A 26172-nucleotide genomic window follows, 5' to 3' on the forward strand; every position below is an offset into this window, starting at 1 on the left:
TCACGCGCTCCCTGTTCAGGCAACTGCCCACACCAGAACCTGCATGCCCAGCCAGGCAAAAACGCCGGCCAGAATATCGTCAAGCATGATGCCGACGCCTCCGTGCACATGGCGGTCGATCCAGCGGATCGGCCATGGTTTGAGGATGTCGAAGAAGCGGAACATCAGGAACCCTGCCAGCAGCCACTGCCAGCCTTCCGGCACCAGCCAGAGGGTGATCCACATGCCGACAATCTCATCCCAGACAATGCCCTCATGGTCGTGTACGCGCAAGTCATTGGCGACTTTGCCGCACAACCAGAAGCCAAACAGCATGCTGACGCCCAGCAACAGCCAGTAGCCCCAGTCTGGCAGCATCTGCCACAACGGGATGAACGGTATGGCAACCAGCGAACCCCAGGTGCCTGGGGCCTTGGGCAAGGTACCGGAACCGAAGCCAAAAGCGATGAAGTGCCACGGGTTGCGCCAGACCGAAGGCGGAACGAACTCCGCAGGCACCTGATTGGGGTGATCGGTCACGGTGTCTCCCTAAAGTGTTGATAGCCCCGCTGAACGGGGGTGATGTCCCGGCCCTGTGCGTCACGCAAGGTCACGCCCTGCCCTTCAAGCACACGACCAATGGTATGCACCTCGACAAAGCCGAGATCAGCCAGGGGCGCCAGCGCCTCTGGCGGCAGCGTGAAGGCCAGCACGTAATCGTCGCCACCGGCGAGGGCTGCCTGTACCGCCGCGTCGCGGCCGAGGAATGCCTCTACAGCAGGAGACACTGGCACCTGAGCCAGGTTCACCTCCAGCGCAACGCTGGACGCCTTGGCGATGTGCCCGCAATCCGCGAGCAGGCCATCGGAGATGTCCAGCGCCGCCGTGGCCCGGCCACGCAGCAGCGCTCCGAGGGTCAGCTGCGGCATGGGCGACCAGTAATGAGCCAGCAGCGGATCGGCCTGCTCGGCAGGCGCCTCGCGCTCGCCCAGCACCAGCGGCAGTGCGCCAGCCGCCTTGCCCAGCACACCGCCGACGCACAGCAGGTCGCCTGGCCGCGCACCGCTGCGGCGCAACGCCTGGCCTGCCGGCACGCGGCCAAACACGGTGACGGTAATGCTCAGCGGGCCTCGGGTAGTGTCACCCCCGATCAGGCTCATGCGGCAACGCTGGGCCATGCGGCTGAGGCCGTCAGCATACGCCGCCAACCAGTCAGGGCCAACGTCCGGCAGGGTCAGGGCGAGGGTGAAGCCGATCGCGGTCGCGCCCATGGCGGCCAGATCACTGGCGGCCACGGCCAACGAACGCTGGCCAAGCAGCAGCGGATCGCAGACAGCGGGAAAATGCACACCGGCGACCAGGGTGTCGGTCGACACCGCCAGTTGCTCACCGGGAGGAACGGCCAGCAGGGCGCAGTCGTCGCCGATACCCAGGGCCACGCCCTCGCCGCCCTGCGCACAAGGCGCGGCGGCGAAGTAATGGTTGATCAGCTCGAACTCACCCATGGCCAGGCAGCGCCAGAATCAGCGCTTGTTCGCCTTCACTTCAGCTTCGCGAAGCGACGGTGCCAGCTTGTCCAGCACACCATTGACGAACTTGTGGCCGTCAGTGGCGCCGTAGACCTTGGCCAGTTCCACACCTTCGTTGATCACTACGCGGTATGGCACATCGACCCGCTTCATCAATTCCCAGGTCGACAAGCGCAGCACGGCCAGTTCGACCGGGTCGAGTTCTTCCAGGGCGATGGACATGCAAGGCTTCAGTGCCGCGTCGATTTCATTTTTGCTCGCCGGAACCCCATGCAGGATCTCGCGGAAATAGGCACCGTCGACATCGGTGAAATCGTTATCCACCCGGAACTGCGCCTCTACCTCGTTCAGCGAATGCTTGGCCATGTGCCACTGGTACAGTGCCTGGGTCGCGAGCTTGCGGGCTTCGCGGCGCTTGGCGCTCTTCGAGGGCTTGCCGGCATCCGCAGGTTTTGGATCGCGCGGGTTGAAACGATCGCTTTCGTCGCTAATCACTTGGCCTCCAACTGCGCCAGCAGGCTGACCATTTCCAGTGCGGACAGGGCAGCTTCAGCACCTTTGTTGCCGGCTTTGGTGCCGGAACGCTCGATGGCTTGCTCGATGGAATCGACGGTCAGCACGCCGAAGGCGACTGGAACACCGAACTCCATGGACACCTGGGCCAGGCCCTTGGTGCATTCGCCCGCTACATATTCGAAGTGCGGGGTACCGCCACGGATCACGGCGCCCAAGGCGATGATCGCGTCGTAGGCGCCTTGCTGGGCGACCTTCTGTGCTACCAGCGGGATTTCAAAGGCGCCCGGGGCACGGATGATGGTGATGTCGCTTTCGCTGACACCGTGGCGTACCAGGGCATCAACGGCACCGCTTACCAGGCTTTCAACGACGAAGCTGTTGAAGCGGCCAACCACCAAAGCATAGCGACCTTTGGGGGCGATGAAGGTACCTTCGATGGTCTTCAGGGTCATTCCGATATTCTCATCTTCAAGAGCGAGGCCGCATACAAGCGGCCTCGACAGGGGTCTGGACTCGAGCAGAGGGCGTCAATGCCGCCTCAAGTCACTCGGAGGGCACGTATTCTACAACTTCCAGATCGAATCCGGATATCGCGTTGAACTTCATCGGCGAACTCATCAGGCGCATCTTGCGTACACCAAGGTCGCGCAAGATCTGCGAACCGGCGCCCACAGTGCTGTAGGTGGTCGGTACTTTGGTCGGTGCATCACCTGCGCTTTCGCGGATATGCGCCAGCAGCACGTCGCCGTCCAGCGGGTGGCCCAGCAGCAGCACCACGCCGCTGCCGGCCTCGGCCACGGCAGCCATGGCGGCGCGCAGGCTCCAGCGGCCTGGTTGCTTGACCAGCAGCAGGTCGCGCAGCGGGTCCATGTTGTGCACACGCACCAGGGTCGGCTCTTCGGCGCAAATCTTGCCCAAGGTCAGGGCCAGGTGCACGTCGCCTTCCACCGCGTCGCGGTAGGTAACCAGGTTGAACTCACCCAGCTCACTCTCTACCGGTTGCTCAGAGACACGCTGCACGGTGCGCTCGTGGATCATGCGGTAGTGGATCAGGTCGGCGATGGTGCCGATCTTCAGGCCGTGTTCGGCGGCAAACACTTCCAGCTCGGCGCGGCGCGACATGGTGCCGTCGTCGTTCATCACTTCGCAGATCACGCCGCTTGGCTCGAAACCGGCCATGCGCGCCAGGTCGCAGGCGGCTTCGGTGTGGCCGGCACGGGCCAGGGTACCGCCGGGCTGGGCCATCAGCGGGAAAATGTGGCCGGGGCTGACGATGTCATCGGCCTTGGCATCCTTGGCGGCTGCCGCTTGCACGGTACGGGCGCGGTCAGCGGCGGAGATACCGGTGGTGACGCCTTCGGCGGCTTCGATCGACACGGTGAACTTGGTGCCGAAGCCCGAGCCGTTGCGCGGCGCCATCAGCGGCAACTTCAGCGTTTCGCAACGCTCGCGGGTCATCGGCATGCAGATCAGGCCACGGCCATGCTTGGCCATGAAATTGATGTGCTCGGGCAGGCAGCATTCGGCTGCCATGATGATGTCGCCTTCGTTCTCGCGGTCTTCGTCATCCATGAGGATGACCATTTTGCCCTGGCGGATGTCTTCAACCAGTTCTTCGATGCTGTTGAGCGCCACGCGGCACCCCCTTCTCAATCAGGATTTCAAGAAGCCGTTGGCGGCCAGGAAGCTTTCGGTAATGCCACTGCCCTTGCTCGGTTCGGCAGCCTTGTCACCCAGCAGCAAGCGCTCCAGGTAACGGGCCAGCAGGTCGACCTCAAGGTTTACCCGACGCCCTGCGCGGTAGTCGGCCATGATGGTTTCGGACAGGGTGTGCGGGACAATGGTCAGCTCGAACTCGGCGCCATTGACCTCATTGACCGTCAGGCTGGTGCCGTCGACGGTGATCGAACCCTTGTGGGCGATGTACTTGGCCAGCTCCTTGGGTGCACGCACGCGGAACTGGATGGCGCGGGCGTTATCGCTGCGCGAGATGATTTCACCGACGCCGTCGACGTGGCCGCTGACCAGATGCCCACCCAGGCGGGTGGTCGGGGTCAGGGCTTTTTCCAGGTTGACCTTGCTGCCGCTCTTGAGGTCGATGAAGGCAGTGCGCTTGAGGGTTTCGACGCTGACGTCGGCCCAGAAGCCATTGCCCGGCAGTTCGACGGCGGTCAGGCATACACCGTTGACGGCGATGCTGTCGCCGAGCTTGACGTCACCCAGGTCGAGCTTGCCGGTTTCGACGTAGACGCGCACGTCGCCACCCTTGGGGGTGAGGCTGCGGATGGTGCCAATGGATTCGATGATGCCGGTGAACATGGGGTCTTCCTCAAAAACGGTTTGCACGGGGCAAGCCCGGCATTATACGCCGGGTGCCGGCAGGGGGATGGCCGTGACCCGCCAGTCATCGCCCACTGCACGCATTTCGGTAATTTTCAGCCGCGGCGCTTCGCTCATTTTCTCCAGCGGCCAGTCCAGCAGCGGCCGGGCGTGGGAGCCGAGGAAGGTGCCTGCGACGAACAACTGGTATTCATCGACCAGGCCTTGCCGGGCAAAAGCACCGACCAGGCCGGCACCGGCTTCCAGCAGGATTTCGTTGACGCCACGGGCCGCCAGTGCCTGCAGCAGCGCCGGCAGGTCGACCTGGCCATTGTCACCCGGCAGGCTGAGCAGCTCGTGGCCAGCAGCGTCATAGCGGGGGTCATCTGCGACAGCGGTCACCACCAGAGCCGGGCCGGCCTGGAAGAACGGCGCCTCCAGTGGCAGGCGCAGGCGGCCATCGACCAGCACCCGCAGCGGGGTGTGGCTGAGTGCCAGAGCGGTGGTTTCAGCGTCCAGGCCCAACTCGGTGCCGCGCACGGTCATCCGCGCGTTGTCGGCCAACACGCTGGCGGCGCTGGTCAGCACCACGCTGGAGCGGGCACGCAGGCGCTGCACCGCCGAGCGGGCGGCCGGGCCGGTGATCCACTGGCTTTCACCACTGGCCATGGCGGTGCGGCCGTCAAGGCTCATGGCCAGCTTGGCGCGGACGAACGGCAGGCCGTGCTCCATGCGCTTGAGGAAGCCGGGGTTGAGGGCGCGGGCTTCGGCTTCAAGCACGCCGCTGGCCACTTCAATGCCGGCCTCGGCCAAGCGCCGCAAGCCTTGCCCTGCCACCTGCGGGTTAGGGTCCTGCATGGCTGCCACCACCCGCGCCACCCCAGCCTTGACCAGTGCCTCGGCACACGGCGGTGTGCGGCCATGATGGCTGCACGGCTCCAGGGTAACGTAAGCACAGGCGCCGCGGGCACGCTCACCGGCCTGGCGCAGGGCATGGACTTCGGCATGCGGCTCACCGGCGCGCACGTGCCAGCCTTCGCCGACCACCTCGCCATCAAGCACGATCACGCAGCCTACACGCGGGTTCGGGTGCGTGCTGTACAAGCCCTTGCGCGCCAGCTCCAGCGCGCGGGCCATGTAGTGGGCGTCGAGGATGGCAGCTTGGCTGGGCATGTTCACTCTTTAGCTGGCTCGCGGGCCATGCGGTCGATTTCTTCGCGGAATTCGTCGAGATCCTGGAAGCGCCGGTACACCGAGGCAAAGCGGATATAGGCGACTTCATCGAGCTTGCGTAGCTCGGCCATGACCAATTCACCCACCACCAGCGATTTGACTTCGCGCTCGCCAGTGGCACGCAGGCGGCTCTTGATGTGTGCCAGCGCCGCTTCCAGGCGCTCGACACTGACCGGGCGTTTTTCCAGCGCCCGTTGCATGCCGGCTCGCAGCTTTTCTTCGTCGAAAGGCTGGCGCGTGCCGTCCTGCTTGATCAGCCGGGGCAGCACCAGCTCGGCGGTTTCGAAGGTGGTGAAGCGCTCGCCACAGGCCACGCATTCGCGGCGGCGGCGCACCTGCTCGCCCTCGGCGACGAGGCGAGAGTCGATGACCTTGGTGTCGTTGGCACCGCAAAAGGGACAGTGCATGGTGGCAGGCAACAAAAAAAGGGAGGGCCATGGTAGCGCATTGCACTGGCAAGACAAGCCAAAGGGGTTAACATCCATGGGAAATCTGCCCGTGAAGGACTACCCCATGCACTACCGAGCGCTCGTCGTGCTGTGCTGCGCCGCCATGCTCGCCGCCTGCGGCAGCGACAGGCCGAAAACCGATACCCCGGCGGCGCCCGCGCCGACCCGCTCGGCCAAACCAGCCGAAGTACTGGGCCCGCTGCCAGCCTACCAGCGCGAACTGAGCGGCACCTTGCTGGAAATCCCGGCCGGTGCCGACGTTGAACTGGCCTTGCTGGTCATCGACGAGCGCGACCGCCCGCAACGCCTGCTGGCCAGCAGCAACCTGACCGGCACCGGTCAGGCCCTGCCCTATCACCTTCGCTTCAACCCCGAGGCCTTCCCGGCCGGCGCGCGGGTCGAGCTGCGTGGCCGCGCCAGCAACTCGGGCCAACTGATCATGCACTTGCCACCTGTGCGCATTACCCAGGCGCAAACCCAGGCCACCGGCCCACTGCGTTTCGAGAAGGCACCGTAAGTGGCGCCGCTGGCCCTGCAGCAGGCCCTCAGCGGCCTGATCGGCGAAGCGCGGCTGATTGTCAGCGAGCTGCCCGGCAGCGACCTGAAACTGTGGCTGATCGACGATCAGAACATGGACCGCGCCTTCAGCAGCGAAGAAACCCGGCGCATTCTTGAAGAACCGCCTTACTGGAGTTTCTGCTGGGCCAGCGGCCTGGCCATGGCCCGTTACCTGGCCGAGCGCCCGGAATGGGTGGCCGGCAAGCGGGTGCTGGACTTTGGCGCCGGCTCCGGCATCGCCGGCATTGCTGCCGCACGCGCCGGTGCACTGGAAGTGGTGGCCTGCGACCTTGACCCGCTGGCACTCGATGCCTGCCGCGCCAATGCCGCGCTGAACGGCGTCGAACTAAGTTACAGCAGCGACTTCTTTGCCGAAGACGACCGCTTCGACCTGATCCTGGTCGCCGATGTGCTCTACGACCGCGCCAACCTGCCGCTGCTGGATGCTTTCCTCGGCCGTGGCCGCCAGGCGCTGGTCGCCGACTCTCGGGTACGCGACTTCAGCCACCCGCTGTACCAGCAATTGGGCGTGCTCGAAGCGCTGACTCTGCCAGACCTGGCCGAGCCACACGAATTCCGCAGGGTCAGCCTGTACCACGCCAGCCGCGACGCCTTATAGTGGTGCCATTCACGAGTTTGCGAGAGTCGCGATGACCCAAGACACGCCTTACATTTTCGACGCCACCGATGCCACCTTCCAGCAACTGGTGATCGAGAACTCTTTCCACAAGCCAGTGCTGGTGGACTTCTGGGCCGAGTGGTGTGCGCCGTGCAAGGCACTGATGCCGTTGCTGGCCAAGATCACCGAGGGTTACCAGGGCGAGTTGCTGCTGGCCAAGATCAACTGCGACGTCGAGCAACAGGTGGTTACCCAGTTCGGCATCCGCAGCCTGCCGACCGTGGTGCTGTTCAAGGACGGCCAGCCAGTGGACGGTTTTGCCGGTGCGCAACCGGAGTCGGCGATTCGCACCATGCTTGAGCCACACGTGCAACTGCCACCCGCGCCCACCGCAACACCGCTGGAGCAGGCCAAGGCGCTGTTTGCCGAAAGCCGTTTTGCCGAAGCCGAAGCGCTGCTGCAAGCGCTACTGGGTGAAGACAACAGCAATGCCGAGGCGCTGATCCTGTACGCCCGTTGCTTGGCCGAGCGCGGTGAGCTGGGTGAAGCCCAGGTGGTGCTGGATGCGGTCAAGACCGATGAGCACAAAGCGGCATTGGCCGGTGCCAAGGCGCAGCTGACCTTCCTGCGCCAGGCTGCCAGCCTGCCGGAAGTGGCTGACCTGAAAAGCCGCTTGGCGCAGAACCCGCAAGATGATGAAGCGGCTTATCAGCTGAGCATCCAGCAACTGGCGCGCCAGCAGTACGAGGCGGCGCTGGATGGGCTGCTGAAGCTGTTCCAGCGTAACCGTGGCTACGAGAACGGGCTCCCGCAGAAAGCCATGCTGCAGGTGTTTGAGTTGCTGGGTGGGGATCACCCGCTGGTTGGCGTTTATCGTCGCAAGCTGTCGGCGGCTATGTTCTAGCTCCAAACCATTGCGAGGGCTTCGCCCTCGTTCGCGGGCACGCCCGCTCCCACAGGATATCCACTGAATTCGAGACTGGTGGAATACCTGTGGGAGCGGGCGTGCCCGCGAAGGGGCCCGAACAGGCAATACAGGTTTATCCCACCCAGTGATAAACCGGCGCATCTACGCCACTTTCCACCTTCACTTCACTGCTGTGCCGCAAGCGCACCAGCAGCCGTTTGCCCGCCGCCGTGCTCCCCGCCAGCCCTTCCAGGCGATCCAGCAGCTCCGGTCCGCTCATTTGCCCGGCAAGGCGCAACACCTCACGCGCCGCAGTCCATTGCCCGTCATCCCTAAGCGTCGTCGCCACCGCAACTGTCGCAGCTGCCTGCGCCACTACCGGCACCTCGACCTGCCGCCCCAGTTGCGCCCACTCTTCAGGCGCCAGCTCAATGGTCAGGTCCACCGGCCAATCACCAATCTGTCCACGAATTCTCATGATGCATTCCTTGAGCAAGGTCAATGCAGCCATGCTACCGCAACATGAAACCTTAGCCACGCGGGCTGGCGGCGCACAGAAAAATTGTTATAACATAACTCAACTTTCCAGCCCGCCCCGGAGTCGTCCATGCGTCGTCTGCTGCTCGCCCTGCCCTTCGCCTTGCTGCCACTGGCCGCGGCCCATGCCCACGATGACCATGATCATGATCACGCCCATGGCACGCTTGGCGCACACGAGCATGGCGTGGCCAAGCTCAACGTCGTGCTCGATGGCAACACCCTGGAGCTGGAGCTGGACAGCCCGGCCATGAACCTGGTGGGCTTTGAGCATGCCGCCAGCAGCGATGCCGACAAGGCCAAGGTAGCCGCCGTGCGCCAGCAACTCGAACAACCACTGAAGCTGTTCGGCCTTGCTGCGGCTGCAGGCTGCAAGGAAGACCAGCAAGAACTGGAAAGCCCGCTGTTCGGTGACGCAGCCAAGGCTGACGACGACGGTGACGAGCATGAAGAAGGCCACGTGCACAGCGACATCAACGCCCACTACCAGCTGACCTGTGCCACCCCGGAAAAACTTGCCCAGATCGACCTCGCGCCCCTGTACAAGGCCTTCCCGGCCACGCAGAAAATCAACGTGCAACTGATCGGCCCGAACGGCCAGAAAGGCGTCGAGACCTCGCCCGCCAAGGCTGTGGTCGCCTTCTGAAATGAGCCAGCCGTTGATCGAACTGCACGACCTGGTATTCGCCTGGGCAGGTCAGCCGCCGTTGCTGGATATTCCGGCATTTCGCCTGGACGCGGGTGAAGCCCTGTTTCTCAAGGGCCCCAGCGGCAGTGGCAAGACCACCTTGCTGGGCCTGCTGGGCGGGGTGAACGTGCCGGCCCTGGGCCGCATCCAGTTGCTCGGCCAGGACCTCGGCAAGCTCGGCCAGGGTGCCCGTGACCGCTTCCGGGTCGATCACACGGGTTACATCTTCCAGCAGTTCAACCTGCTGCCGTTCCTCTCGGTACGTGAAAACGTCGAGTTGCCCTGCCGCTTCTCGCACAGCCGCAAAGCCCGCGCCGAGCAGCGTCATGGCAGTGTCGACCAGGCGGCCAGCACACTGCTGGCCCACCTGGGCCTGGACGACCCCGCCTTGCTTGCCCGGCGCGCCGACAGCCTGTCGATCGGCCAACAGCAACGGGTTGCCGCAGCCCGTGCATTGATCGGCCAGCCAGAACTGGTGATCGCCGACGAACCGACCTCGGCGCTGGACGCCGATACCCGCGAAGCGTTCATCCGCCTGCTGTTCGATGAATGCCGCGCAGCCGGTGCCAGCCTGCTGTTCGTCAGCCACGACCAGAGCCTGGCGCCGCTGTTCGACCGCCACCTGTCGCTGACCGAACTCAACCGCGCCGCCAAGCCCCGGGAGGCCTGATGTACCTGCTTCGCCTTGCCCTGGCCAGCCTGGCCAACCGCCGCTTCACCGCCTTTCTCACCGCCTTTGCCATCGCCCTGTCAGTGTGCCTGCTGCTGGCCGTGGAACGCGTTCGCACCGAAGCCCGCGCCAGCTTCGCCAGCACCATCAGCGGCACCGACCTGATCGTCGGCGCCCGCTCCGGTTCGGTGAACCTGCTGCTGTATTCGGTGTTTCGCATTGGCAACGCGACCAACAACATCCGTTGGGACAGCTTCCAGCACTATGCCCAGGACCCACGAGTGAAGTGGGCGATCCCTATTTCGCTGGGCGATTCGCACCGCGGCTACAGAGTGATGGGTACCACCAGTGACTACTTCAGCCATTACCAGTACGGCCGTCGCCAGCATCTGGAACTGAGTCAGGGGCGTGAGTTTGCCAGCGACCCGTTCGAGGTGGTGCTAGGCGCTGAAGTGGCCGATGCGTTGCACTACAAGCTGGGCGACAAACTGGTGCTGGCCCACGGCGTGGCAGCCATCAGCCTGGTCAAGCATGACGACAAGCCGTTCACCGTAGTGGGTGTGCTCAAGCGCACCGGCACACCGGTCGACCGCACCCTGCATATCAGCCTGGGCGGTATGGAGGCCATCCACATCGACTGGCACAACGGCGTGCCCGCCCGTGGCGCCGGACGCATCAGCGCCGAGCAGGCACGCACGATGGACCTGCAACCTGCCGCCATCACCGCGTTCATGCTGGGCCTGAACAACAAGATCGCAACCTTCAGCCTGCAGCGGGAGATCAACGAGTACCGCAGCGAGCCGTTGCTGGCGATCCTGCCTGGGGTAGCCCTGCAAGAACTCTGGAGCCTGATGGGCACGGCGGAACAAGCGTTATTCGTGGTGTCGCTGTTCGTGGTGCTGACCGGTCTGATCGGCATGCTCACAGCGATTCTCACTAGCCTCAACGAGCGCCGGCGGGAGATGGCGATCTTGCGCTCGGTAGGTGCAAGGCCATGGCATATCGCGGGGCTGCTGGTGCTGGAGGCATTGTCGCTGGCAGCGGTCGGGATCGTGGCCGGGCTTGGCTTGCTGTATGCGGGGATTGCCCTGGCGCAAGGGTACGTGCAGGCCAACTATGGTTTGTATTTGCCACTGGCGCTGCCGAGTGCTCACGAATGGAACTTGCTGGCTATCATCCTCGGGGCCGCCCTGCTGATGGGCAGTGTGCCGGCGTGGCGGGCTTATCGGCAGTCGTTGGCCGATGGCCTGTCCATACACCTCTGAGTGCCAGTAATGATCAAGTACCTCACTGCCTTCTTCGCGGGCACGCCCGCTCCCACAGGGATTCCCACAGGTTTCGAACCTTGCGCAAGACCTGTGGGAGCGGGCATGCTCGCGAAGAGGCCGGCAATGCACATGCTGCTAGCCCTGCTGCTGTTGGTCGCGATGCCCCTATGGGCCGCCGACCCCAAGGAGCTGGACTGGCCTGCCCTGATCCCCGAAGGCGCGCCGGTCATCCCGCCGCAGCTGGCACCGCTGCACGACATGTCGCAGCTCAGCAACGCCTTGTCTGCCGAGTCCGCCCCACCCGCACGCCAGCAGGCACCCGACGCACCCGTGGTAAAAAGCCTCGACGGCCAGCAGGTCAAGCTGCCTGGCTACATCGTGCCACTGGAGGTCAGTGAAGAAGGCCGCACCACCGAATTCCTGCTGGTCCCTTACTACGGCGCGTGCATCCACGTACCGCCCCCTCCGTCGAACCAGATCGTGCATATTTTCAGCGAGATGGGCGTGCGCGTCGAAGACCTTTACCAGCCCTACTGGATCGAGGGAAAGATGCAGGTTAGAGCCTCCAGCAGCGAGCTGGCCGACGCCGGCTACCAGATGGAAGCCGAGAAAATATACGCTTATGAGCTGAAATGAGAACCGCTTCGAATTCGTAACGCCGCTTCTTTGAGCTGGGTCAAACAATCCGTTTAGACAGCTCCGTACCATTGGACTACTCGATTAATAACGTCCTTTGGGAGCTTCCATGAACAAGTCTTTGCTCGGCGCCTCGCTTGTGGCCCTTGCGCTCGCCGCCCCTGCCGCCCACGCCTACCAGGCAGGGGACATGATCCTGCGCGCAGGCGCCATCACCACTGCCCCGAACGAGAGCAGCGGCGACCTGAAGTTCGACGGTAACAAGGTGTCTGGCACCAAAGCGACCCTGGACAGCGACACCCAATTGGGCCTGACCTTTGCCTACATGCTCACCGACCATATCGGCCTGGAACTGCTGGCAGCCACCCCGTTCAAGCACACCGTCGGCGTAAAAGGCCTGGGCGGCGGGCTGGACGGCAAGCTGGCGGACATCAAGCAACTGCCGCCGACCCTGTCGCTGCAGTACTACCCGATGGAGCCGAATTCGCGCTTCCAGCCGTACGCCGGTGTCGGTATCAACTACACACTGTTCTTTGACGAAGACCTGAGCAGCGCCCGCAAGCAACAAGGCTTCAGCAACCTCAAGCTGCAGGATTCGGTAGGTATTGCCGGCCAGTTGGGCATGGACTACATGCTGACCGACAACCTGCTGGTCAACGCCTCCGTCTGGTATGTCGACATCGACACCAAGGCCAGCGTCAACGGGCCGACCGCGCTGGGTTACAGCAAGACCAAGGTAAACGTCGAAGTAGACCCATGGGTTTACATGGTCGGCCTTGGCTACAAGTTCTGACCTGAACACTGCAGGGCGGCTTCGGCCGCCCTTGCGCGCTGTAGCCATAGCCAGTAGCCCAGCGCTGTTGCGCTGATGGCCATGCCAAGCCCACACACCGCAGCCCAACCCCAGTGGGCATGCACCCAACTCGCAAGCACCGCCCCCAGCCCGCTGCCAAGCGAATAGCAGCACATGTAGGCGCCAATCAAGCGGCTGGCCATCGCGCCACGCCCTGCCAGCAACAACGTCTGGTTGGTGACATGCACCGCCTGCACGGCAAAGTCCAGCATCAGCACACCGAGCACGAAGACCAGTAGCGAATGCCCGATAAAGGCCGTGGGCAACCACGACAGCGTCAGCACGGCCAGCGCCAGCCCGGTGGTGCGCTCTCCCAGACCCTGGTCGGCCAGGCGACCGGCGCGCGATGCCGCCAAAGTACCTGCAACACCTGCCAGGCCGAACAGGCCGATCTCTGTATGGCTCAAAGCCAATGGCGCAGCGCTGAGGGGCATGACCATGGTGCTCCATAGCACACTGAACGCAGCGAAGATCAACACGCCAAACACACCACGCTGGCGCAGCAGCCGGTCTTCCCGATACAGACGCCACTGGGACACGAGCATCGCCCGATAACCCGACCGCTGCAATGGCGGTTGCCCGCTGGGCAGGTTGCGCCACAGCACCAGGGCCAACAGCATCAGCAGCCCTGCAGCAACCAGATAAACACTGCGCCAACCCGTCAGGTCGGCCAACCCACCCGCCACCAGGCGCGCCAACAGAATCCCCAGTACCACGCCGCTGGTAACGGTGCCCACGGCCCGGCCTTGCTGACCGGGTGAGGCCAGGCCGGCCGCATGCGCCACCATTACCTGCACCATGACGGCCATCAGCCCGGTGACGGCCAAGGCCAGCAGCAACATCGCCCAGCTGGGCGCCATGCCGACGCCCACCAGCGCCACGGCCGAGAACAGCAACTGGCCCAGCAGCAGGCGTTTACGGTCGATCAGGTCCCCCAGCGGCACGATCAGCAGCAGCCCCAGGGCGTAACCTGCCTGGGTCGCGCCGACGACCCAGCCAATCTGCTGCTGCGCCACGCCCAGGTCGGCAGCCATCGATTCAAGCAAAGGTTGGGCGAAGTACACCGTCGCCACCGCCATGGCGCTGGTGATGGCAAGCAGCAGGGTTATCCCGCGTGTCAGCACAGAAGTCATCGGGCAGGCCTCGTTAAGTTGGTTTCGATTTGAAACCACTTCTGGCTATTTAGCAAATGTAGTTTTAATCTGCAACCAGATATCCAGAACAGGCTTACTTCATGCTCGATGAAAACAATGCGCAATGCCCCGTGGCCCGAGCCCTGGAGGTATTGGGTGATCGCTGGGCGTTGATGATCCTGCGCGACGCATTCGATGGCTTGCGGCGCTTCAGCGAGTTTCAGAAAAACCTGGGGCTGGCGAAGAACATCCTCGCCTCACGGCTCAAGCTGTTGGTGGAAAGTGGGCTACTGATGACACAGCCAGCATCGGATGGCAGTGCGTACAAGGAATATGTACTGACCGAGAAAGGGCGGTCGGTGTTTCCGGTGGTGGTTGGCTTGAGGCAGTGGGGGGAGCGGTATCTGTTTGAGGTGGGTGAGGCGCGTTCGGAGTTGGTGGAAGGGGCTACCGGACAAGCCCTTGAGACTTTACAGGTGCGGACCCAGGATGGGCGGGCCTTGGCAGCAGAGGATTGCCTGCGCAGAGTTGTGCGGCACGGGTGACTTTGGGGCTGCTGCGCAGCCCCAGCGTTATCAGCTTTTACCGAGAAGCTTGGCCAGGCCCTCGACCATCGGCGTCGCCTGCGGAAACTCGAACCGCGCCAGCAACCGCTGGTTATCCGCCCGCGAATGGCGAATATCACCCGAACGCGCCGCCACATGGCTGATCGCCGGCAATTTGCCCACCACCTGCTCCAGTGCCACCAGCAACTGGTTCAGCGAGGTGGCCTGGTTGAGGCCGATGTTCACCGCCCCCTCCTCGACCTGCGGCTGCTCCAGCGCCTGCACCATCACCTGCACCAGGTCACCCACGTAAAGGAAGTCGCGGGTCTGCTCGCCATCGCCAAAGATGGTGATCGGCAAGCCCTGCACGGCACGCTCGCAGAAAATGCTGATTACCCCGGAATACGGCGAGGACGGGTCCTGGCGTGGCCCGAAAATATTGAAGAAGCGGAACACCACCGGCTCCAGCCCATGCTGGCGTCGGTAAAAGTCCAGGTACTGCTCACTGGCCAGCTTGTCCACTGCGTAGGGGGTCAGCGGCGCCTTGGGCGTGTCTTCGGCGATCGACTCACCCTCGCCATTGTTGCCGTACACCGCCGCGCTGGAGGCGAACAACACCCGGCGCAGCCCCTGCACGCGCATGGCTTCGCACACGTTGAGGGTGCCGATGAAGTTGCTCTGGTGGGTACGCACCGGGTCTTCGACCGAGGCCTGCACCGAAGCCACCGCCGCCAGGTGCACCACGGCACTGCAGCCTGCCGCAGCCTGCGTGACCAGCCCCGCGTCGGCGACATCGCCTTCGATCAGTTGCAGCCGTGGGTGGTCAACCTGCAGGTTGCTTCGCCGGCCAGTGGAGAAGTCGTCGAGAATGCGCACGGCGTAGCCTTTGTCCAACAACGCATCGCACAGGTGGGAGCCAATGAAGCCGGCACCGCCGGTGATCAGGATGGGGGCGTCAGCCATGGCGGTAGAACCGGTCAAGTAGGGGCGGCAAGCCAGCGCGCCAGGCACGCGGCTTGATGCCGAAGGTATGAAGGATTTTCTTGCATGCCAGTACGGCGTGCTGCGGCTCTTCGCTGGCGTCCGGCCGCGCGGCATGGGCCTGCGGCGTCGGCGCCTGCACGGCCAGCTGGCGGTACTGGCCTGCTTCGGTAAGGATCGCCTGGCCCAGCGCCAACGGCGTGGTCGCCTCGTTGCCGGCGTAATGGTAGGTGCCCCACAGCGGCGCACTGCAATCGAGTTGCTTGAGCACCGACAGGATCACCCGGGCGGCATCGTCGACCGGTGTCGGGTTGCCCCGCCGGTCATCGGCCAGCAGCAGCTCTTGCGGTTGCTCGGCACGGGTCAGGAAGCGGCCCAGCGACCCGTCGATGCTCTCGTCGAGCAACCAGCCAAAGCGCAGCAATACATGCTGTGGGCAGGCCGCACGCACGCTCTGCTCGATGCGCCAAAGCGCCTGGCCACGCAGGCCCAGCGGCACGGGCTCGTCCTTTTCGCTGTAGGCCGTGGCCCGCGAACCATCGAACACCCGGTAGCTGGAAGGCTGCACCAAGGTGATCTGATGGTGCTGGCACAGCTCTGCCAGCCGCTCCACTGCCCGCTCCTGTTGAGCCAGGCGTTGCTCGCTGACTGACTCGGCCTGGAACCAGTCGAAGTAATAGGCCAGGTTGACCAAGGCTTCGGGGCGGTGATCGTCGAGCAACTGAGTGAGGCTGGCTGGTGTCCAGCCGTTCTCGGGCGGGCGCGGTGCCAGGAAAGTGATGTCCTCCTCGGCCCCAAGACGAATCAGCGCTTGCCCGAGGGCATTGCCACCACCCAACAGCATTAGGCGCATACGCATAGAGTCAGCAGATCCGGAGAGGTTGATGAAGGAAAGGGGTCATTTTGCGGTTTCCGGGCGGGGAAGTCCAACGTCGAGCCTCGTCAAGGCCTCAGGGGGTAGTGGATCTGAAGTTTCACAGGACGACACAGCCCGGCAGAAAAATTTCCTACGACACATCAGGAAAGAGCTGACTTTCCCGCAGAGGCGTAACTGCATTGAATAGTTGACTCTCTTGCTTGCCAGCCAGGGAGCTTCCTCCCAAGAAGTACAAGGAACGTTCAATGTCTCTGATCGAAATCGATTTGACGCTTGTTCTGATACTCGCGCTCGTTGCACTCATGGCCGGCTTTTTCGATGCTATCGCCGGAGGCGGAGGCTTGATCACGCTCCCTGTGCTATTTATCGCCGGTATAGAACCCTTGGCAGCAATTGCGACCAATAAATTCCAAGCCGCTTCGGCGACCGTTTCGGCTACATGTGCTTTCGCCCGTAAAGGCATGATCGACTGGAGGCGGGGCAGTCCAATGGCGGTCATGTCGTTTATCGGAGGGGCTCTGGGGCCTTATCCATAACCTACGTGCCCAAAAGCCTTTTGCAGGCATGCGTCCCACCCTTGCTGATCCTGATCGCAATTTACTTTGCCTTTAGTCCAAAGCCGAATGAGCAGGCGCGCAAGGCGAAGTTATCGACTAGCCTGTTCTGCGTAACGGTTGCGCCAATCATTGGGTTTTATGACGGTATCTTTGGCCCCGGCGTCGGCTCGTTCTTCATGCTGGCCTGCGTAGTTCTACTAGGCCAGCAGCTGATACAGGCCGTGTGCACCAGCAAGCTTTTGAACGCAGCCTGCAACCTGGGCGCGTTGTCAGTCTTTTTACTCAGCGGAGCGATCATCTGGCCGCTGGCGCTGGCAATGGCGATTGCCGCCTTTCTGGGTGCACAACTAGGTGCGCGCTGCGCAGTTCGTTTCGGCTCTCGCCTCATAAAGCCGTTGCTGGTCAGTGTCTGCATCATCATGGCATTCAAACTACTGCTCGACACGGGCAATCCACTCGGCGAATGGCTTGATCAGTTTTTCTAGAGGGCGCCATGCACGTGCAAAAGGGATCTTCTCAGCGTCTGAAATGGCAATTTGACGAACCCGCCCCAGGCAGAGAACTGTTTATCAACGAAGCGTTTGGGAACTACCAGCAGCAAGCCCGGTTGCTGGTACCTGATACCGAACGCTCAGCGCCGGCATTCGTGCTGGGTGGCGCGCGCTCGGACTTTACCCGGCTCAACCCACTGCTCTATCGGTTGCAAGCCGCTGGCATCGGGTCGCTCACTGGCAATCTTTCTGGTCACAGCCTCGCCAGCGAGCCAGGTGCAGTGGCACCGTCACTGGCGACCAACCTCGAAGAGGCACAGCGGTTTCATACGCATATCGCACCTCGATGCCGAACACTGATCGGCCACAGCCTGGGCGCGGCAATCACGCTGAAACTTGCAGCACGGTTGCCGCAAGTGGACAGCATCGTGTTGATCTGCCCGGCAGTTTATCCAGATGATGCCCACCGGGCGCCGTTTGGCCCGGCATTTACCGCGGCCATCAGCAAGCCCTACGGCTTTCTGGACAGCGACAGCTACGCCTTCCTCAAGCAGTTCCAAGGCAGAGTGCTGATGGTGATTGGCGAGTATGACGGGCTCAACTCACAACGATTTGGCAAAAACCCGGGGACCAGTGCAGGTAGCCTGTGGCTGGCCGGTGCCGAGCGCTACAGCCCGATTCCTGAAGAAGTTACCCAGGCCCTGATGCAATCAGTTCCAGCAACGCGCTTTCAATGCCTGTTTCTGACCGACTGCGACCATGGCATCGCAGCCCACTTACGCAGTACGCCAGCGATTGCGGATCAGGTTGCCAGCGCCGTGGAGGCTTTCATCCTCGAAGACGCCTGACAGTTTGAGCATTACTCGATCTCGAACAGACTGTTACGTAACGGCCCCACGCTCAAGCGCTCCCGTACATCATCATCTATACGTGGATCGTCCGGCCGGTACAGTTTCACCTGCCGATAGGCATTGATGCGATTGATCTCCTCTCCCAGGAATTCCCACACCACACGGGTACAAGCCGGGTTACGCCGGTCGCCGCTGGAAACCCCGGCCTTGAGGCCATTGAGGCGGGTAATGCGGCTCTTGAAGCTGGGGATGAGGATGGTCTGGCTCATTTCGTTGAAGGTGAGCGACTCGTAATCAATCAGAAACACCCGGTCCTGCAACTGGAACGCAGCGCCCAGGTAGCGGCAACGCACCTCGGCATGCTGGTCGTTGCCGCTTGAACGTTCCTGGCGCTCCTGGCGCTCGAACAGGAAGCGGCCGCGCTCCTCCCATAGGTGCACCAGCGAGACCAGGATCGTGCCCGGCACCGACATGCAGTTGGAATACTCGAAGTAATAACCGCAATAGCGCGACAGGTTGCCCGCATGATCGTGCAGCGGACGGAACAGTTCGCTGATCGGGTCGCTGGGCTGCTCGGCCAGGGTGGACACCCGGGCGCCGATCAGCCGGGAAAACTGCTCGGCCGGCAGGTTCAGTTCGTAATCCTCGACGCCGAAGAAGTCGCCAATACGCTTGAGGTTGAACGCCGTCGGACGGCTCTGCCCGCTCAGGTACTTGTTGAACTGCGCGCGGTTGATCGAGAGCTGCCGGCAAACTTCGGAGATAGAGCGGTAGTGGCTGCAGGCCAGCTTCAGGTTGGTAGCGAAATGATCGCTCATGTGCGGAATCCAGGTGACGCGAATGACGCCATTGTAGCATCAAGTCGCATCAAGTCAGAGCAACCCGCGAAATTGTAACGACTCTTGTCATGGCCAACCATTCGCCCCAACGAATAGCGGTGCGCCTGCCGTCCGCTGGTCATTCCACACGAAGAATAAGAATCGAGGTCATTTTCCAATGCTCGAAGTACTCAACGATTTCCTCTCGGGGAAACTCCTCATCGTGCTGATCGTAGGGCTGGGTAGCTACTTCACTATCCGTTCGCGTTTTGTTCAGTTCCGTCATTTCGGCCACATGTTCACCGTGTTCAAGGAATCGCTGCGTGGCCAGGCAGGCCAGCTGAGCTCCTTCCAGGCCCTGATGCTGAGCCTGGCCGGCCGTGTTGGCGCCGGTAACATTGCCGGTGTCGGTATCGCCGTGACCTTGGGTGGCCCAGGCGCCGTGTTCTGGATGTGGGTCACCGCACTGGTGGGCATGTCCAGCAGCTTCTTCGAATGCACCCTGGCCCAGGTCTACAAGCGCGCCGACGGCGATGGCCTGTACCGTGGCGGCCCGGCTTACTACATCCAGCACGGCCTCAAGCGCAAGAGCATGGCCATCGTGTTCTCGATCCTGCTGCTGGTCACCTACGGCTTCGCCTTTATCGGCCTGCAGTCGTACACCGTGACCCACTCGCTGCAGAACGCCTTTGACTTTGCCCCAAGCCAGACCGGTCTCGTGCTGGCCGTGCTGCTGGCCATCACCTTCATCGGCGGCATCAAGCGCATCGCCGCTGTGTCGGACCTGTTGGTACCGATCAAGACCCTGGCCTACATCGGCGTGACCCTGTACGTGATCGGCACCCAGATCGAACACGTGCCAGCCATGCTGGAAACCATCTTCAAGAGCGCCTTCGGCCTCGACCCGGCGTTCGGCGGCCTGCTCGGCAGCGCCATCGTCATGGGCGTGAAGCGTGGCGTGTTCGCCAACGAAGCGGGCCTGGGCAGTGCGCCGAACGTCGCCGCCGTGGCCGCCGTGAAACACCCGGGCGCTCAAGGCGTGGTTCAGGCCTTCAGTGTGTTCCTCGATACCTTCGTGATCTGCACCTGTACCGCACTGCTGATCCTGCTGTCGGGCTTCTACACCCCGGGCTTCGAGGGTGACGGCATTGTCCTGACCCAAAACTCGCTGGCTGCCGTGGTCGGTGACTGGGGCCGTGTATTCGTGAGCGTGGCACTGTCGCTGTTCGTGTTCACCTGCATCCTCTACAACTACTACCTGGGCGAGAACAGCCTGCAGTTCCTCACCCGCAATCGCGTGGTGCTGATGGTGTTCCGTGGCCTGGTGCTGGCACTGGTGGTGTGGGGCTCGATGCAAGACCTGTCGACCGTGTTCGCCTTTGCCGACATCACCATGACCTGCCTGGCGTTCGTCAACCTGGTCGCCCTGGCCCTGCTGTTCAAGGTCGGCCTGCGCGTCATGCGCGACTACGACGACCAGCGCAAAGCCGGTATCGGCCAGCCTGTGTTCGACTCGGCCAAGTTCGCCGACCTGGACCTGGACCGCGATGCCTGGCCTGCCAATCCGCAGGTGGAAACAGGCGCTGACAAAGCAGCCGGCCAAGCTCAGCCACAGCGCTGATATCCTCCCCTGCCCAGCCGCCCCTTCCGTGGGCGGCTTTTCTTTCTCCGCTCACCGCTACGGATGTTTTCCATGCGTGCAGTCAAGAATCTTCTCGTTCTCTATACCGGTGGCACCATCGGCATGCTCGAAACCCCGGAAGGCCTGGCGCCGGCCGGTGGCTTTGAAGCGCGGATGCGTGAACACTTCGCCCAGGTGGCCGATGCACCGCAGGTGCACTGGACCTTGCAGGAGCTGAACCCGCTGCTCGACAGCGCCAACATGCAGCAGCACAACTGGCTGGCAATGCGCGACGCCATCGTCGAAGCAGTGGATGTGGCTGGCCATGATGGCGTGCTGGTGCTGCATGGCACCGACAGCCTGGCCTACAGCGCGGCGGCCTTGTCGTTTCTGCTGCTGGGCTTGCCAGTGCCGATACTGCTGACCGGCTCGATGCTGCCGGCAGGCGCCCCGGACAGCGATGCCTGGCCCAACCTGTGTGGTGCGCTGAACCAGTTCGAACAAGGCCTGGAAGATGGCGTGCAGCTGTACTTCCATGGCCAGCTGCTGCATGGCTGCCGGGCCTCTAAACTGCGTAGCGAGGCGTTCGACGCCTTTGCCGCACTGCCGCGCCATCGTGACAGCGAACGTGCTGCGGCGATCCCGGCCGAGCTTGGTTTCAGACACCCGCGCCAGCCGGTCAATCTGGCAGTAATGCCGGTGTTCCCGGGCCTACAGGCCGCGCACCTGCAAGGGGTGCTGGACAGTGGCGTGCAAGGGTTGCTGCTTGAATGCTACGGCAGCGGCACCGGCCCGTCGGATGACCAAGCGTTGCTGGAGGTGCTGCGTGCGGCGCGCCAGCGCGGTGTGATGCTGGCGGCTATCAGCCAATGCCCTGAAGGGTCGGTTGTGTTCGATACCTACGCGGCGGGCAACCGCTTGCGCGGGGCCGGGCTGGTCAGTGGTGGTGGCATGACCCGTGAGGCGGCGCTGGGCAAGATGGTTGCGTTGCTGGGGGCCGGGCTGGATGTAGATGCAGCAGAACAGTGGTTTGCCCTGGATCTATGTGGGGAGCGGGCATAGGAAAATGGCGGAAGGCAGCGGGAGTCGAACCTGCCCGGGAACGGCTGCCGTCCCCAACCGGGTTTGAAGCCCGGCCGCGCCACCGGGCGCGATTGCCTTCCTTGAACTCAGAGTCTGGCCTGTTGCTGGGCCAAGGCGCTGTCGGCGCGGATGTGACGCTGGTCGGCGACCCTCCGGGTCAGGCCGATGCGGTCGAAGTATTCAAGAATCTGCACACTGCGCTTGCGACCGATGCCCAACATATCGCGAAACGCGGCCACCTGCACTACCGACGTTTCCCTGGCCTGGCCCAGCAGTTGCTCTGCCATGCGCTGTAGCGTCGCCTCGGGGTAGAACAGGTCACGTACCACCTGATGCACCAGGCCCAGCCGGGCCAGCTTGCGCAGCAGCAGGCGCACATCGGCTTCAGCACAGATCTCCTCACTGGCCAATGTCCTGACCCAGGGCGGGTCGTATTGCCCCGCCAGCAACTTCGGCTCCAGTCGCGCCCATAACACGCTATCGGCTTCGCTCAACTGTACCTTGTGCTCCGGCAGGTGCAGCCATGGCCCGCTGCTGGCGATGGCGCCATCATTCAGCAGTTCATCCAGCAAGCTGACGAACGCCGGCCGCTCCAGGGGCAATGCCGCAAAGCGGCGCAGGCGGTCACGGTCCGGGCCGAGCTGGTCTGGCTCCTGCTCATGGAAACGCGCCAATTGCTGCAGCACCTGTTGCTTCAGCGCTTGCCATTGGTCCTTGGCGAACAACAAATGGCCCTGCCGTGTGGCCACCACCATCACCCCTTCCGGCAACTGCCATGTTGCGCGCAGGCGATTGAATTGCCGCTCAAGCCGCTGTGGGTCAATGCCACCAACGGCGTTGGCGAGCAGTGCCGGCAGGGCCTGCTCCAGGTCCTTGGCATCTCGTAGCACCTGTAACTGGCGCAGGCGCTCATCGCTGCGTCGCTGACGGCTTGGCGCGAACGGGTCGAGTACCTTTCCGCCCCCCAACGTGCGCTGGGCACGCTGGTCACGCAGCACCAGGCGATCGCCGTGCACGGCCTGCAACGGCGCATTGAGCAGCAACTGGGCGAACATGTGCTGGCCCGCCGCCAAAGACTCGCCTTCGAGCAAAGCCACCCGGGCCGTTACATCCTGGGTGCCGAGGTGCACGTGCACGGCGCTGAAATGTTCAAACCTGCGGGGCTCGCCCGGCAGCAGGTTCAGCTCGATATCCACCCGCATGCTGGGTGCATGCAGCCACTCGGGCACCAGCCAGTCACCCCGATGCACCTGCTCCATTGCCAGGCGTTCGGCCGTGATGTTCAGTGCCACCCGCTGGCCCGCCTCAGCCACCAGCGCGGCCTGGTTCTGCGCATGCAGGCCACGCACCCGCACCGGCTTGCCGGCCTTGCCCAGCAACAAGGTATCGCCAGCACTGACCCGCCCCGCCAGCGCCGTGCCCGTGACCACCACGCCGGCACCTGTCACCGCGAAAGCGCGGTCGATGGCCAGGCGAAAACCACCGCCATCGCTGCGCTGGCGCACCGCTGCTTCGGCCTCCAGCAAGGCCTGGCGCAGCGTGGCGATGCCTTCCCCACTGATGCTCGACAACGGAAACTGCTGCGCCCCGGCATACGGCCCTGGCGCCAGCAGTTCGCTGACTTGCATCTGAACCTCAGCCACGCGTGCTGGCTCGACCCGGTCGCATTTACTGATCGCCACCAGCGCTTGAGGAATGCCCAGCAGTTCGATGATCGCCAGGTGCTCGCGGGTCTGTGGCATGACCCCGTCGTCAGCCGCCACCACCAGTAACACCAGGTCGATACCCTGGGCACCGGCCAGCATGTTGTGGATAAAACGCTCGTGGCCGGGCACATCGATAAAGCCGGTCAGCGGTGCACCTTCGGCCAGCGCCGCGTAGCGATAACCCAGGTCGATGGTCATGCCGCGGGCACGCTCCTCCTGGCGCTGGTCGCCGGCCTGCCCGGTCAACGCCTGCAGCAGTGCGGTCTTGCCATGGTCGATATGGCCGGCGGTACCGACGATCACTGCACGGGCCCCAATTGCAGGGCGGGTAACTGCGCCAGCCACTGGGCTTCGTCATCCAGTTGGCGCAGGTCCAGCCACAGGGCGTCGTCATCGATACGGCCGAGCACCGGCACCGGTAGATTGCGCAAGGCCCGCTCCAGTACATGCAGGCTGCGCCCGCGCAACTTCTTCGATACCTGTGGCCGCAGGCACAGCGCTGCACTTGGCAGGCGTGCCACCGGCTGGCTGCCACTGCCGATCATGCCCAGCGCCGGCTCCACGCTGACAGACCATTGCTCACCGAGGTGGGCCTTCACCCCGGGGGCCAGGCGTTCGGCCTGGGCCTGGATATCGGCCTGGCTGCGGGTCAACAGACGCAGGCTGGGCAGGCGCTCGGCCAAGCGGTCGGGGTTGCGGTACAGGGCCAGCACTGCCTCAAGTGCGGCGAGGGTAATCTTGTCGACGCGCAGCGCGCGCTTGAGCGGGTTTTTCTTGACCCTGGCAATCAGCTCTTTACGCCCGACGATGATCCCGGCTTGCGGCCCGCCCAGCAGTTTGTCGCCGCTGAAGGTGACGATATCTGCGCCGTCGGCCAGGGCCTGGCGTACCGTCGGCTCGGCGGGCAGGCCCCAGCGGGTCAGGTCGAGCAGGCTGCCGCTACCCAGGTCTTCAAGCAGCGGCAGCCCATGTTGGTGGGCGATACGCGCCAGCTCAACCGTGGGCACCTGGGTGGTGAACCCCTGGATGCTGTAATTGCTGCAATGCACGCGCATCAGCAAGCCGGTGCGCGGGCCGATGGCAGCCTCGTAGTCGCGGGCGTGGGTACGGTTGGTGGTGCCGATCTCGTGCAACTTCACGCCGGCACGGGCCATGATGTCGGGAATGCGGAATGCGCCGCCGATCTCGATCAGTTCGCCACGGGAGATGATGCCCTCCTTGCGCGCACCCAGGCTGTTGAGCGCCAGCAGCACGGCGGCGGCATTGTTGTTGACCACGGTGACGGCTTCGGCGCCGGTCAGCTCACGGATCAGGCCTTCGATCAGGTCGTCGCGGTCGCCGCGTTTGCCAGTGGCCAGGTCAAATTCCAGGTTGAGCGGGTAACGGGCGGCGGTTTGCATGGCCTCGATGGCTTCTTCGGGCAACAGGGCGCGGCCGAGGTTGGTGTGCAGCACGGTGCCGGTGAGGTTGAACACGCGGCGGACCTGGCTGCGTTGCTGGGTTGCCAAACGTTCGCCGGTGCGACCCAAGAGGATATCGGGGGCCAGTTCGGCGGGAGTGAGTTGGCCTTGGCGAGTGGGTTCGCGAAGGTCGTCGAGCAGTTGGCGCAGGGTAGCCAGGACTGCGTCGCGGCCGTGCCGGTCGATTAGTGGGAGGCAGGCCGGGTGGCGCAGGAGTGTGTCGATGGAAGGTAGGCGTGGGGTGTCGTTGGCGGGGCTTGAAGACATGCGGTACTACCTTGGACTTGTCCGTTGTCTGTTCTGGCCCTTTCGCGGGCATGCCCGCGAAAAGGCCGACTCGGTGTTTCAGTGTAGACACTCACCCACTCCCAGGCGCGAGCATCAGGTTGGGCGCCAGCCGATGGAAGCCCTCCTCGTCCAGGCGCATATCCAGCGCCAGGCTGGCTAGGTCGTCGGCCAGCGGCTCGGCCGCCGCGTCGTTCTCCAGATAGTTCTGCTTCAGGTAGCTGTCGCACTCCGGGCAACATTCCGCACGCAGCGGCGCCTTGCCCGGCGCATGGCGGTCATCTTCAAGGCTGGTATAGCGCAAGTCCTTGCTCGACTCGCAGTACACGCACTTGACCCGCACCACATGCCATTCACACGCACACAGCGAACAGGCCAGATAGCGCAGGCCATTATGCTTGCCGCGGTTACGCACCACCCCGGCCATTGCCGGCGAACCGCAGGCCGGGCACTGCGCCAGGCTGCCGGCTGGTTTCAACTCAGGCGCTGGCAGCGCCAGCAACCAACTGGACCAGGCTGCCTGCAGCGCAGCCCCAAGGAACGGTACCAGTGCTGAAGGCACCGCGTCGTATTGGCCGGCAAGCAAAGCAATGCCCCAGCCCTTGCGCTGTTCGTCATCACTGCCACGCAGCACCTGCAACGCCTCACCCAGCGGGCCACTGATTTCACCGTTGAAGTGCTCCAGGAGGGCCTGCAACCAAATCAGCCAAGGACCTTCGCGCACCAGGCTGTCAGCCGCCAGCGGCGGCAAGCCATGACTTATGCACAGGCGCTGACGTTCCTCGGCCACTGGCACACCAGCGGGCGGGTTATCCACAAGCTGCTGCTGGATGCGGCATAACCGAGCAATCAGTTGCAGGTAATCGCCAAGCGCGTTGCCTTCGGCCAGATGCTCAAGGCGCACGGCGCGCAGTTCGAACAGATCGGCGGGGGGCAGGTGCAGAAACGGCGGCATCACCGCCGATGCTTCGATCTGCCCAGGTTCAAGTATCGTGCTCAAGCG

General features: G+C 63.5%; 28 protein-coding genes, 1 tRNA gene and 1 pseudogene. 13 read left to right on the forward strand and 17 right to left on the reverse strand.

The annotated features are described in order from the left end of the window. Nucleotides 1-15: 15 nt before the first annotated feature. The 8 genes from P0Y58_27235 to nrdR form a co-directional block, all read right to left on the reverse strand. The gene (locus P0Y58_27235; GenBank protein WEK30531.1) at nt 16-519 is read right to left on the reverse strand and encodes a phosphatidylglycerophosphatase A; all 504 of its coding nucleotides are present in this window, start codon (nt 517-519) and stop codon (nt 16-18) included. Next, the gene (gene thiL, locus P0Y58_27240; protein WEK30532.1) at nt 516-1484 is read right to left on the reverse strand and encodes a thiamine-phosphate kinase; all 969 of its coding nucleotides are present in this window, start codon (nt 1482-1484) and stop codon (nt 516-518) included. Before thiL ends, P0Y58_27235 begins: the two co-directional genes overlap by 4 nt. A gap of 18 nt (nt 1485-1502) precedes the next feature. Further along, nucleotides 1503-2003 (reverse strand): transcription antitermination factor NusB, encoded by a 501-nt coding sequence (nusB, locus tag P0Y58_27245; GenBank protein WEK30533.1) that lies wholly within the window; start codon nt 2001-2003, stop codon nt 1503-1505. Further along, a complete protein-coding gene (ribE, locus tag P0Y58_27250; GenBank protein WEK30534.1) occupies nt 2000-2476 on the reverse strand; it encodes a 6,7-dimethyl-8-ribityllumazine synthase in 477 nt (158 codons plus the stop codon). The genes nusB and ribE overlap by 4 nt, the downstream gene beginning before the upstream one ends. Before the next feature lie 91 nt (nt 2477-2567). Beyond that, nucleotides 2568-3659 (reverse strand): bifunctional 3,4-dihydroxy-2-butanone-4-phosphate synthase/GTP cyclohydrolase II, encoded by a 1092-nt coding sequence (ribBA, locus tag P0Y58_27255; protein WEK30535.1) that lies wholly within the window; start codon nt 3657-3659, stop codon nt 2568-2570. An 18-nt stretch (nt 3660-3677) separates the two neighbouring features. Continuing rightward, nucleotides 3678-4343, reverse strand: coding sequence for a riboflavin synthase (locus tag P0Y58_27260; protein WEK30536.1), 666 nt, complete (start codon nt 4341-4343; stop codon nt 3678-3680). Between the two features lie 42 nt (nt 4344-4385). Next, on the reverse strand, nt 4386-5516 hold the full coding sequence (ribD, locus tag P0Y58_27265) for a bifunctional diaminohydroxyphosphoribosylaminopyrimidine deaminase/5-amino-6-(5-phosphoribosylamino)uracil reductase RibD (protein ID WEK30537.1): 1131 nt from the start codon (nt 5514-5516) through the stop codon (nt 4386-4388). A gap of 2 nt (nt 5517-5518) precedes the next feature. After that, nucleotides 5519-5983, reverse strand: coding sequence for a transcriptional regulator NrdR (nrdR, locus tag P0Y58_27270; protein ID WEK30538.1), 465 nt, complete (start codon nt 5981-5983; stop codon nt 5519-5521). A 106-nt stretch (nt 5984-6089) separates the two neighbouring features. On the opposite strand from nrdR, the gene P0Y58_27275 reads away from it, so the two are divergent. Genes P0Y58_27275 through trxA form a run of 3 tightly spaced genes read left to right on the forward strand, consistent with a single transcriptional unit; the run spans nt 6090 to nt 8106 of the window. Beyond that, nucleotides 6090-6542, forward strand: coding sequence for a YbaY family lipoprotein (locus tag P0Y58_27275; GenBank protein WEK33405.1), 453 nt, complete (start codon nt 6090-6092; stop codon nt 6540-6542). Next, nucleotides 6543-7202, forward strand: coding sequence for a 50S ribosomal protein L11 methyltransferase (locus tag P0Y58_27280; protein ID WEK30539.1), 660 nt, complete (start codon nt 6543-6545; stop codon nt 7200-7202). A 31-nt stretch (nt 7203-7233) separates the two neighbouring features. Next, nucleotides 7234-8106, forward strand: coding sequence for a thioredoxin (trxA, locus tag P0Y58_27285; GenBank protein WEK30540.1), 873 nt, complete (start codon nt 7234-7236; stop codon nt 8104-8106). Nucleotides 8107-8242: 136 nt separating this feature from the next. Here the strand turns inward: trxA and P0Y58_27290 are convergent, their stop codons facing one another. After that, nucleotides 8243-8587 (reverse strand): hypothetical protein, encoded by a 345-nt coding sequence (locus P0Y58_27290; GenBank protein WEK30541.1) that lies wholly within the window; start codon nt 8585-8587, stop codon nt 8243-8245. A 129-nt stretch (nt 8588-8716) separates the two neighbouring features. Between P0Y58_27290 and P0Y58_27295 the strand changes: the two genes are divergently transcribed. The 5 genes from P0Y58_27295 to P0Y58_27315 all read left to right on the forward strand — a co-directional run bounded on the left by P0Y58_27295 (nt 8717) and on the right by P0Y58_27315 (nt 12701). Beyond that, entirely contained in the window at nt 8717-9292 is a 576-nt protein-coding gene (locus P0Y58_27295) for a DUF2796 domain-containing protein (protein WEK30542.1), read from the forward strand. Between the two features lies 1 nt (nt 9293). Continuing rightward, the gene (locus tag P0Y58_27300) at nt 9294-10004 is read left to right on the forward strand and encodes an ABC transporter ATP-binding protein (protein WEK30543.1); all 711 of its coding nucleotides are present in this window, start codon (nt 9294-9296) and stop codon (nt 10002-10004) included. Next, nucleotides 10004-11269, forward strand: a complete 1266-nt coding sequence (locus tag P0Y58_27305; protein ID WEK30544.1) for an ABC transporter permease — start codon at nt 10004-10006, stop codon at nt 11267-11269. Before P0Y58_27300 ends, P0Y58_27305 begins: the two co-directional genes overlap by 1 nt. Nucleotides 11270-11395: 126 nt before the next feature. Further along, nucleotides 11396-11908 (forward strand): DUF3299 domain-containing protein, encoded by a 513-nt coding sequence (locus tag P0Y58_27310; GenBank protein ID WEK30545.1) that lies wholly within the window; start codon nt 11396-11398, stop codon nt 11906-11908. A 109-nt stretch (nt 11909-12017) separates the two neighbouring features. Next, complete coding sequence (locus tag P0Y58_27315) at nt 12018-12701, forward strand: outer membrane beta-barrel protein (protein ID WEK30546.1); 684 nt, start codon at nt 12018-12020, stop codon at nt 12699-12701. Here P0Y58_27315 and P0Y58_27320 read toward each other — a convergent pair. Next, entirely contained in the window at nt 12689-13894 is a 1206-nt protein-coding gene (locus P0Y58_27320; protein WEK30547.1) for an MFS transporter, read from the reverse strand. The genes P0Y58_27315 and P0Y58_27320 overlap by 13 nt on opposite strands. Before the next feature lie 101 nt (nt 13895-13995). Here P0Y58_27320 and P0Y58_27325 point away from each other — a divergent pair, with 101 nt between their 5' ends. Beyond that, nucleotides 13996-14439, forward strand: coding sequence for a helix-turn-helix domain-containing protein (locus P0Y58_27325; GenBank protein ID WEK30548.1), 444 nt, complete (start codon nt 13996-13998; stop codon nt 14437-14439). Between the two features lie 30 nt (nt 14440-14469). Here the strand turns inward: P0Y58_27325 and P0Y58_27330 are convergent, their stop codons facing one another. Further along, the gene (locus tag P0Y58_27330) at nt 14470-15402 is read right to left on the reverse strand and encodes an NAD-dependent epimerase/dehydratase family protein (protein ID WEK30549.1); all 933 of its coding nucleotides are present in this window, start codon (nt 15400-15402) and stop codon (nt 14470-14472) included. Further along, a complete protein-coding gene (locus P0Y58_27335; protein WEK30550.1) occupies nt 15395-16279 on the reverse strand; it encodes a sugar nucleotide-binding protein in 885 nt (294 codons plus the stop codon). Before P0Y58_27335 ends, P0Y58_27330 begins: the two co-directional genes overlap by 8 nt. Nucleotides 16280-16548: 269 nt before the next feature. On the opposite strand from P0Y58_27335, the pseudogene P0Y58_27340 reads away from it, so the two are divergent. Together P0Y58_27340 and P0Y58_27345 are read left to right on the forward strand one after the other, a co-directional pair. Further along, nucleotides 16549-17339: pseudogene (locus P0Y58_27340) on the forward strand (TSUP family transporter). An 8-nt stretch (nt 17340-17347) separates the two neighbouring features. Continuing rightward, nucleotides 17348-18193 (forward strand): alpha/beta hydrolase, encoded by an 846-nt coding sequence (locus P0Y58_27345; GenBank protein WEK30551.1) that lies wholly within the window; start codon nt 17348-17350, stop codon nt 18191-18193. Between the two features lie 11 nt (nt 18194-18204). Here P0Y58_27345 and P0Y58_27350 read toward each other — a convergent pair whose 3' ends face one another. Further along, nucleotides 18205-19014, reverse strand: a complete 810-nt coding sequence (locus tag P0Y58_27350) for a helix-turn-helix transcriptional regulator (GenBank protein ID WEK30552.1) — start codon at nt 19012-19014, stop codon at nt 18205-18207. A gap of 178 nt (nt 19015-19192) precedes the next feature. Here P0Y58_27350 and P0Y58_27355 point away from each other — a divergent pair, with 178 nt between their 5' ends. Then, on the forward strand, nt 19193-20635 hold the full coding sequence (locus P0Y58_27355; protein WEK30553.1) for an alanine/glycine:cation symporter family protein: 1443 nt from the start codon (nt 19193-19195) through the stop codon (nt 20633-20635). A gap of 72 nt (nt 20636-20707) precedes the next feature. After that, a complete protein-coding gene (locus P0Y58_27360; protein ID WEK30554.1) occupies nt 20708-21697 on the forward strand; it encodes an asparaginase in 990 nt (329 codons plus the stop codon). A gap of 5 nt (nt 21698-21702) precedes the next feature. On the opposite strand, the gene P0Y58_27365 is transcribed toward P0Y58_27360, so the two are convergent. The 4 genes from P0Y58_27365 to fdhE form a co-directional block, all read right to left on the reverse strand. Then, a tRNA-Sec gene (locus tag P0Y58_27365) sits at nt 21703-21798 on the reverse strand. Between the two features lie 6 nt (nt 21799-21804). Continuing rightward, complete coding sequence (gene selB, locus P0Y58_27370) at nt 21805-23727, reverse strand: selenocysteine-specific translation elongation factor (protein WEK30555.1); 1923 nt, start codon at nt 23725-23727, stop codon at nt 21805-21807. Next, nucleotides 23724-25151 (reverse strand): L-seryl-tRNA(Sec) selenium transferase, encoded by a 1428-nt coding sequence (selA, locus tag P0Y58_27375; protein ID WEK30556.1) that lies wholly within the window; start codon nt 25149-25151, stop codon nt 23724-23726. Before selA ends, selB begins: the two co-directional genes overlap by 4 nt. A gap of 91 nt (nt 25152-25242) precedes the next feature. Next, the gene (fdhE, locus tag P0Y58_27380) at nt 25243-26169 is read right to left on the reverse strand and encodes a formate dehydrogenase accessory protein FdhE (GenBank protein WEK30557.1); all 927 of its coding nucleotides are present in this window, start codon (nt 26167-26169) and stop codon (nt 25243-25245) included. Nucleotides 26170-26172 lie beyond the last annotated feature (3 nt).

Origin of the sequence: Candidatus Pseudomonas phytovorans (genome assembly GCA_029202525.1) — a bacterium.
In the GTDB taxonomy this organism is placed as follows: Bacteria; Pseudomonadota; Gammaproteobacteria; order Pseudomonadales; family Pseudomonadaceae; genus Aquipseudomonas; species Aquipseudomonas phytovorans.

Coding starts and splice junctions, on each gene's coding strand:
- P0Y58_27345 (WEK30551.1), top strand. CDS start 17,348: ATGCACGTGCAAAAGGGATCTTCTCAGCGTCTGAAATGGCAATTTGAC.
- P0Y58_27350 (WEK30552.1), bottom strand. CDS start 19,014: ATGAGCGATCATTTCGCTACCAACCTGAAGCTGGCCTGCAGCCACTAC.
- P0Y58_27290 (WEK30541.1), bottom strand. CDS start 8,587: ATGAGAATTCGTGGACAGATTGGTGATTGGCCGGTGGACCTGACCATT.
- P0Y58_27320 (WEK30547.1), bottom strand. CDS start 13,894: ATGACTTCTGTGCTGACACGCGGGATAACCCTGCTGCTTGCCATCACC.
- ribD (WEK30537.1), bottom strand. CDS start 5,516: ATGCCCAGCCAAGCTGCCATCCTCGACGCCCACTACATGGCCCGCGCG.
- P0Y58_27305 (WEK30544.1), top strand. CDS start 10,004: ATGTACCTGCTTCGCCTTGCCCTGGCCAGCCTGGCCAACCGCCGCTTC.
- P0Y58_27310 (WEK30545.1), top strand. CDS start 11,396: ATGCACATGCTGCTAGCCCTGCTGCTGTTGGTCGCGATGCCCCTATGG.
- selA (WEK30556.1), bottom strand. CDS start 25,151: ATGTCTTCAAGCCCCGCCAACGACACCCCACGCCTACCTTCCATCGAC.
- P0Y58_27275 (WEK33405.1), top strand. CDS start 6,090: ATGCACTACCGAGCGCTCGTCGTGCTGTGCTGCGCCGCCATGCTCGCC.
- ribE (WEK30534.1), bottom strand. CDS start 2,476: ATGACCCTGAAGACCATCGAAGGTACCTTCATCGCCCCCAAAGGTCGC.
- P0Y58_27335 (WEK30550.1), bottom strand. CDS start 16,279: ATGCGTATGCGCCTAATGCTGTTGGGTGGTGGCAATGCCCTCGGGCAA.
- P0Y58_27325 (WEK30548.1), top strand. CDS start 13,996: ATGCTCGATGAAAACAATGCGCAATGCCCCGTGGCCCGAGCCCTGGAG.
- P0Y58_27360 (WEK30554.1), top strand. CDS start 20,708: ATGCGTGCAGTCAAGAATCTTCTCGTTCTCTATACCGGTGGCACCATC.
- trxA (WEK30540.1), top strand. CDS start 7,234: ATGACCCAAGACACGCCTTACATTTTCGACGCCACCGATGCCACCTTC.
- nrdR (WEK30538.1), bottom strand. CDS start 5,983: ATGCACTGTCCCTTTTGCGGTGCCAACGACACCAAGGTCATCGACTCT.
- P0Y58_27355 (WEK30553.1), top strand. CDS start 19,193: ATGCTCGAAGTACTCAACGATTTCCTCTCGGGGAAACTCCTCATCGTG.
- P0Y58_27300 (WEK30543.1), top strand. CDS start 9,294: ATGAGCCAGCCGTTGATCGAACTGCACGACCTGGTATTCGCCTGGGCA.
- P0Y58_27260 (WEK30536.1), bottom strand. CDS start 4,343: ATGTTCACCGGCATCATCGAATCCATTGGCACCATCCGCAGCCTCACC.
- thiL (WEK30532.1), bottom strand. CDS start 1,484: ATGGGTGAGTTCGAGCTGATCAACCATTACTTCGCCGCCGCGCCTTGT.
- P0Y58_27330 (WEK30549.1), bottom strand. CDS start 15,402: ATGGCTGACGCCCCCATCCTGATCACCGGCGGTGCCGGCTTCATTGGC.
- P0Y58_27295 (WEK30542.1), top strand. CDS start 8,717: ATGCGTCGTCTGCTGCTCGCCCTGCCCTTCGCCTTGCTGCCACTGGCC.
- P0Y58_27315 (WEK30546.1), top strand. CDS start 12,018: ATGAACAAGTCTTTGCTCGGCGCCTCGCTTGTGGCCCTTGCGCTCGCC.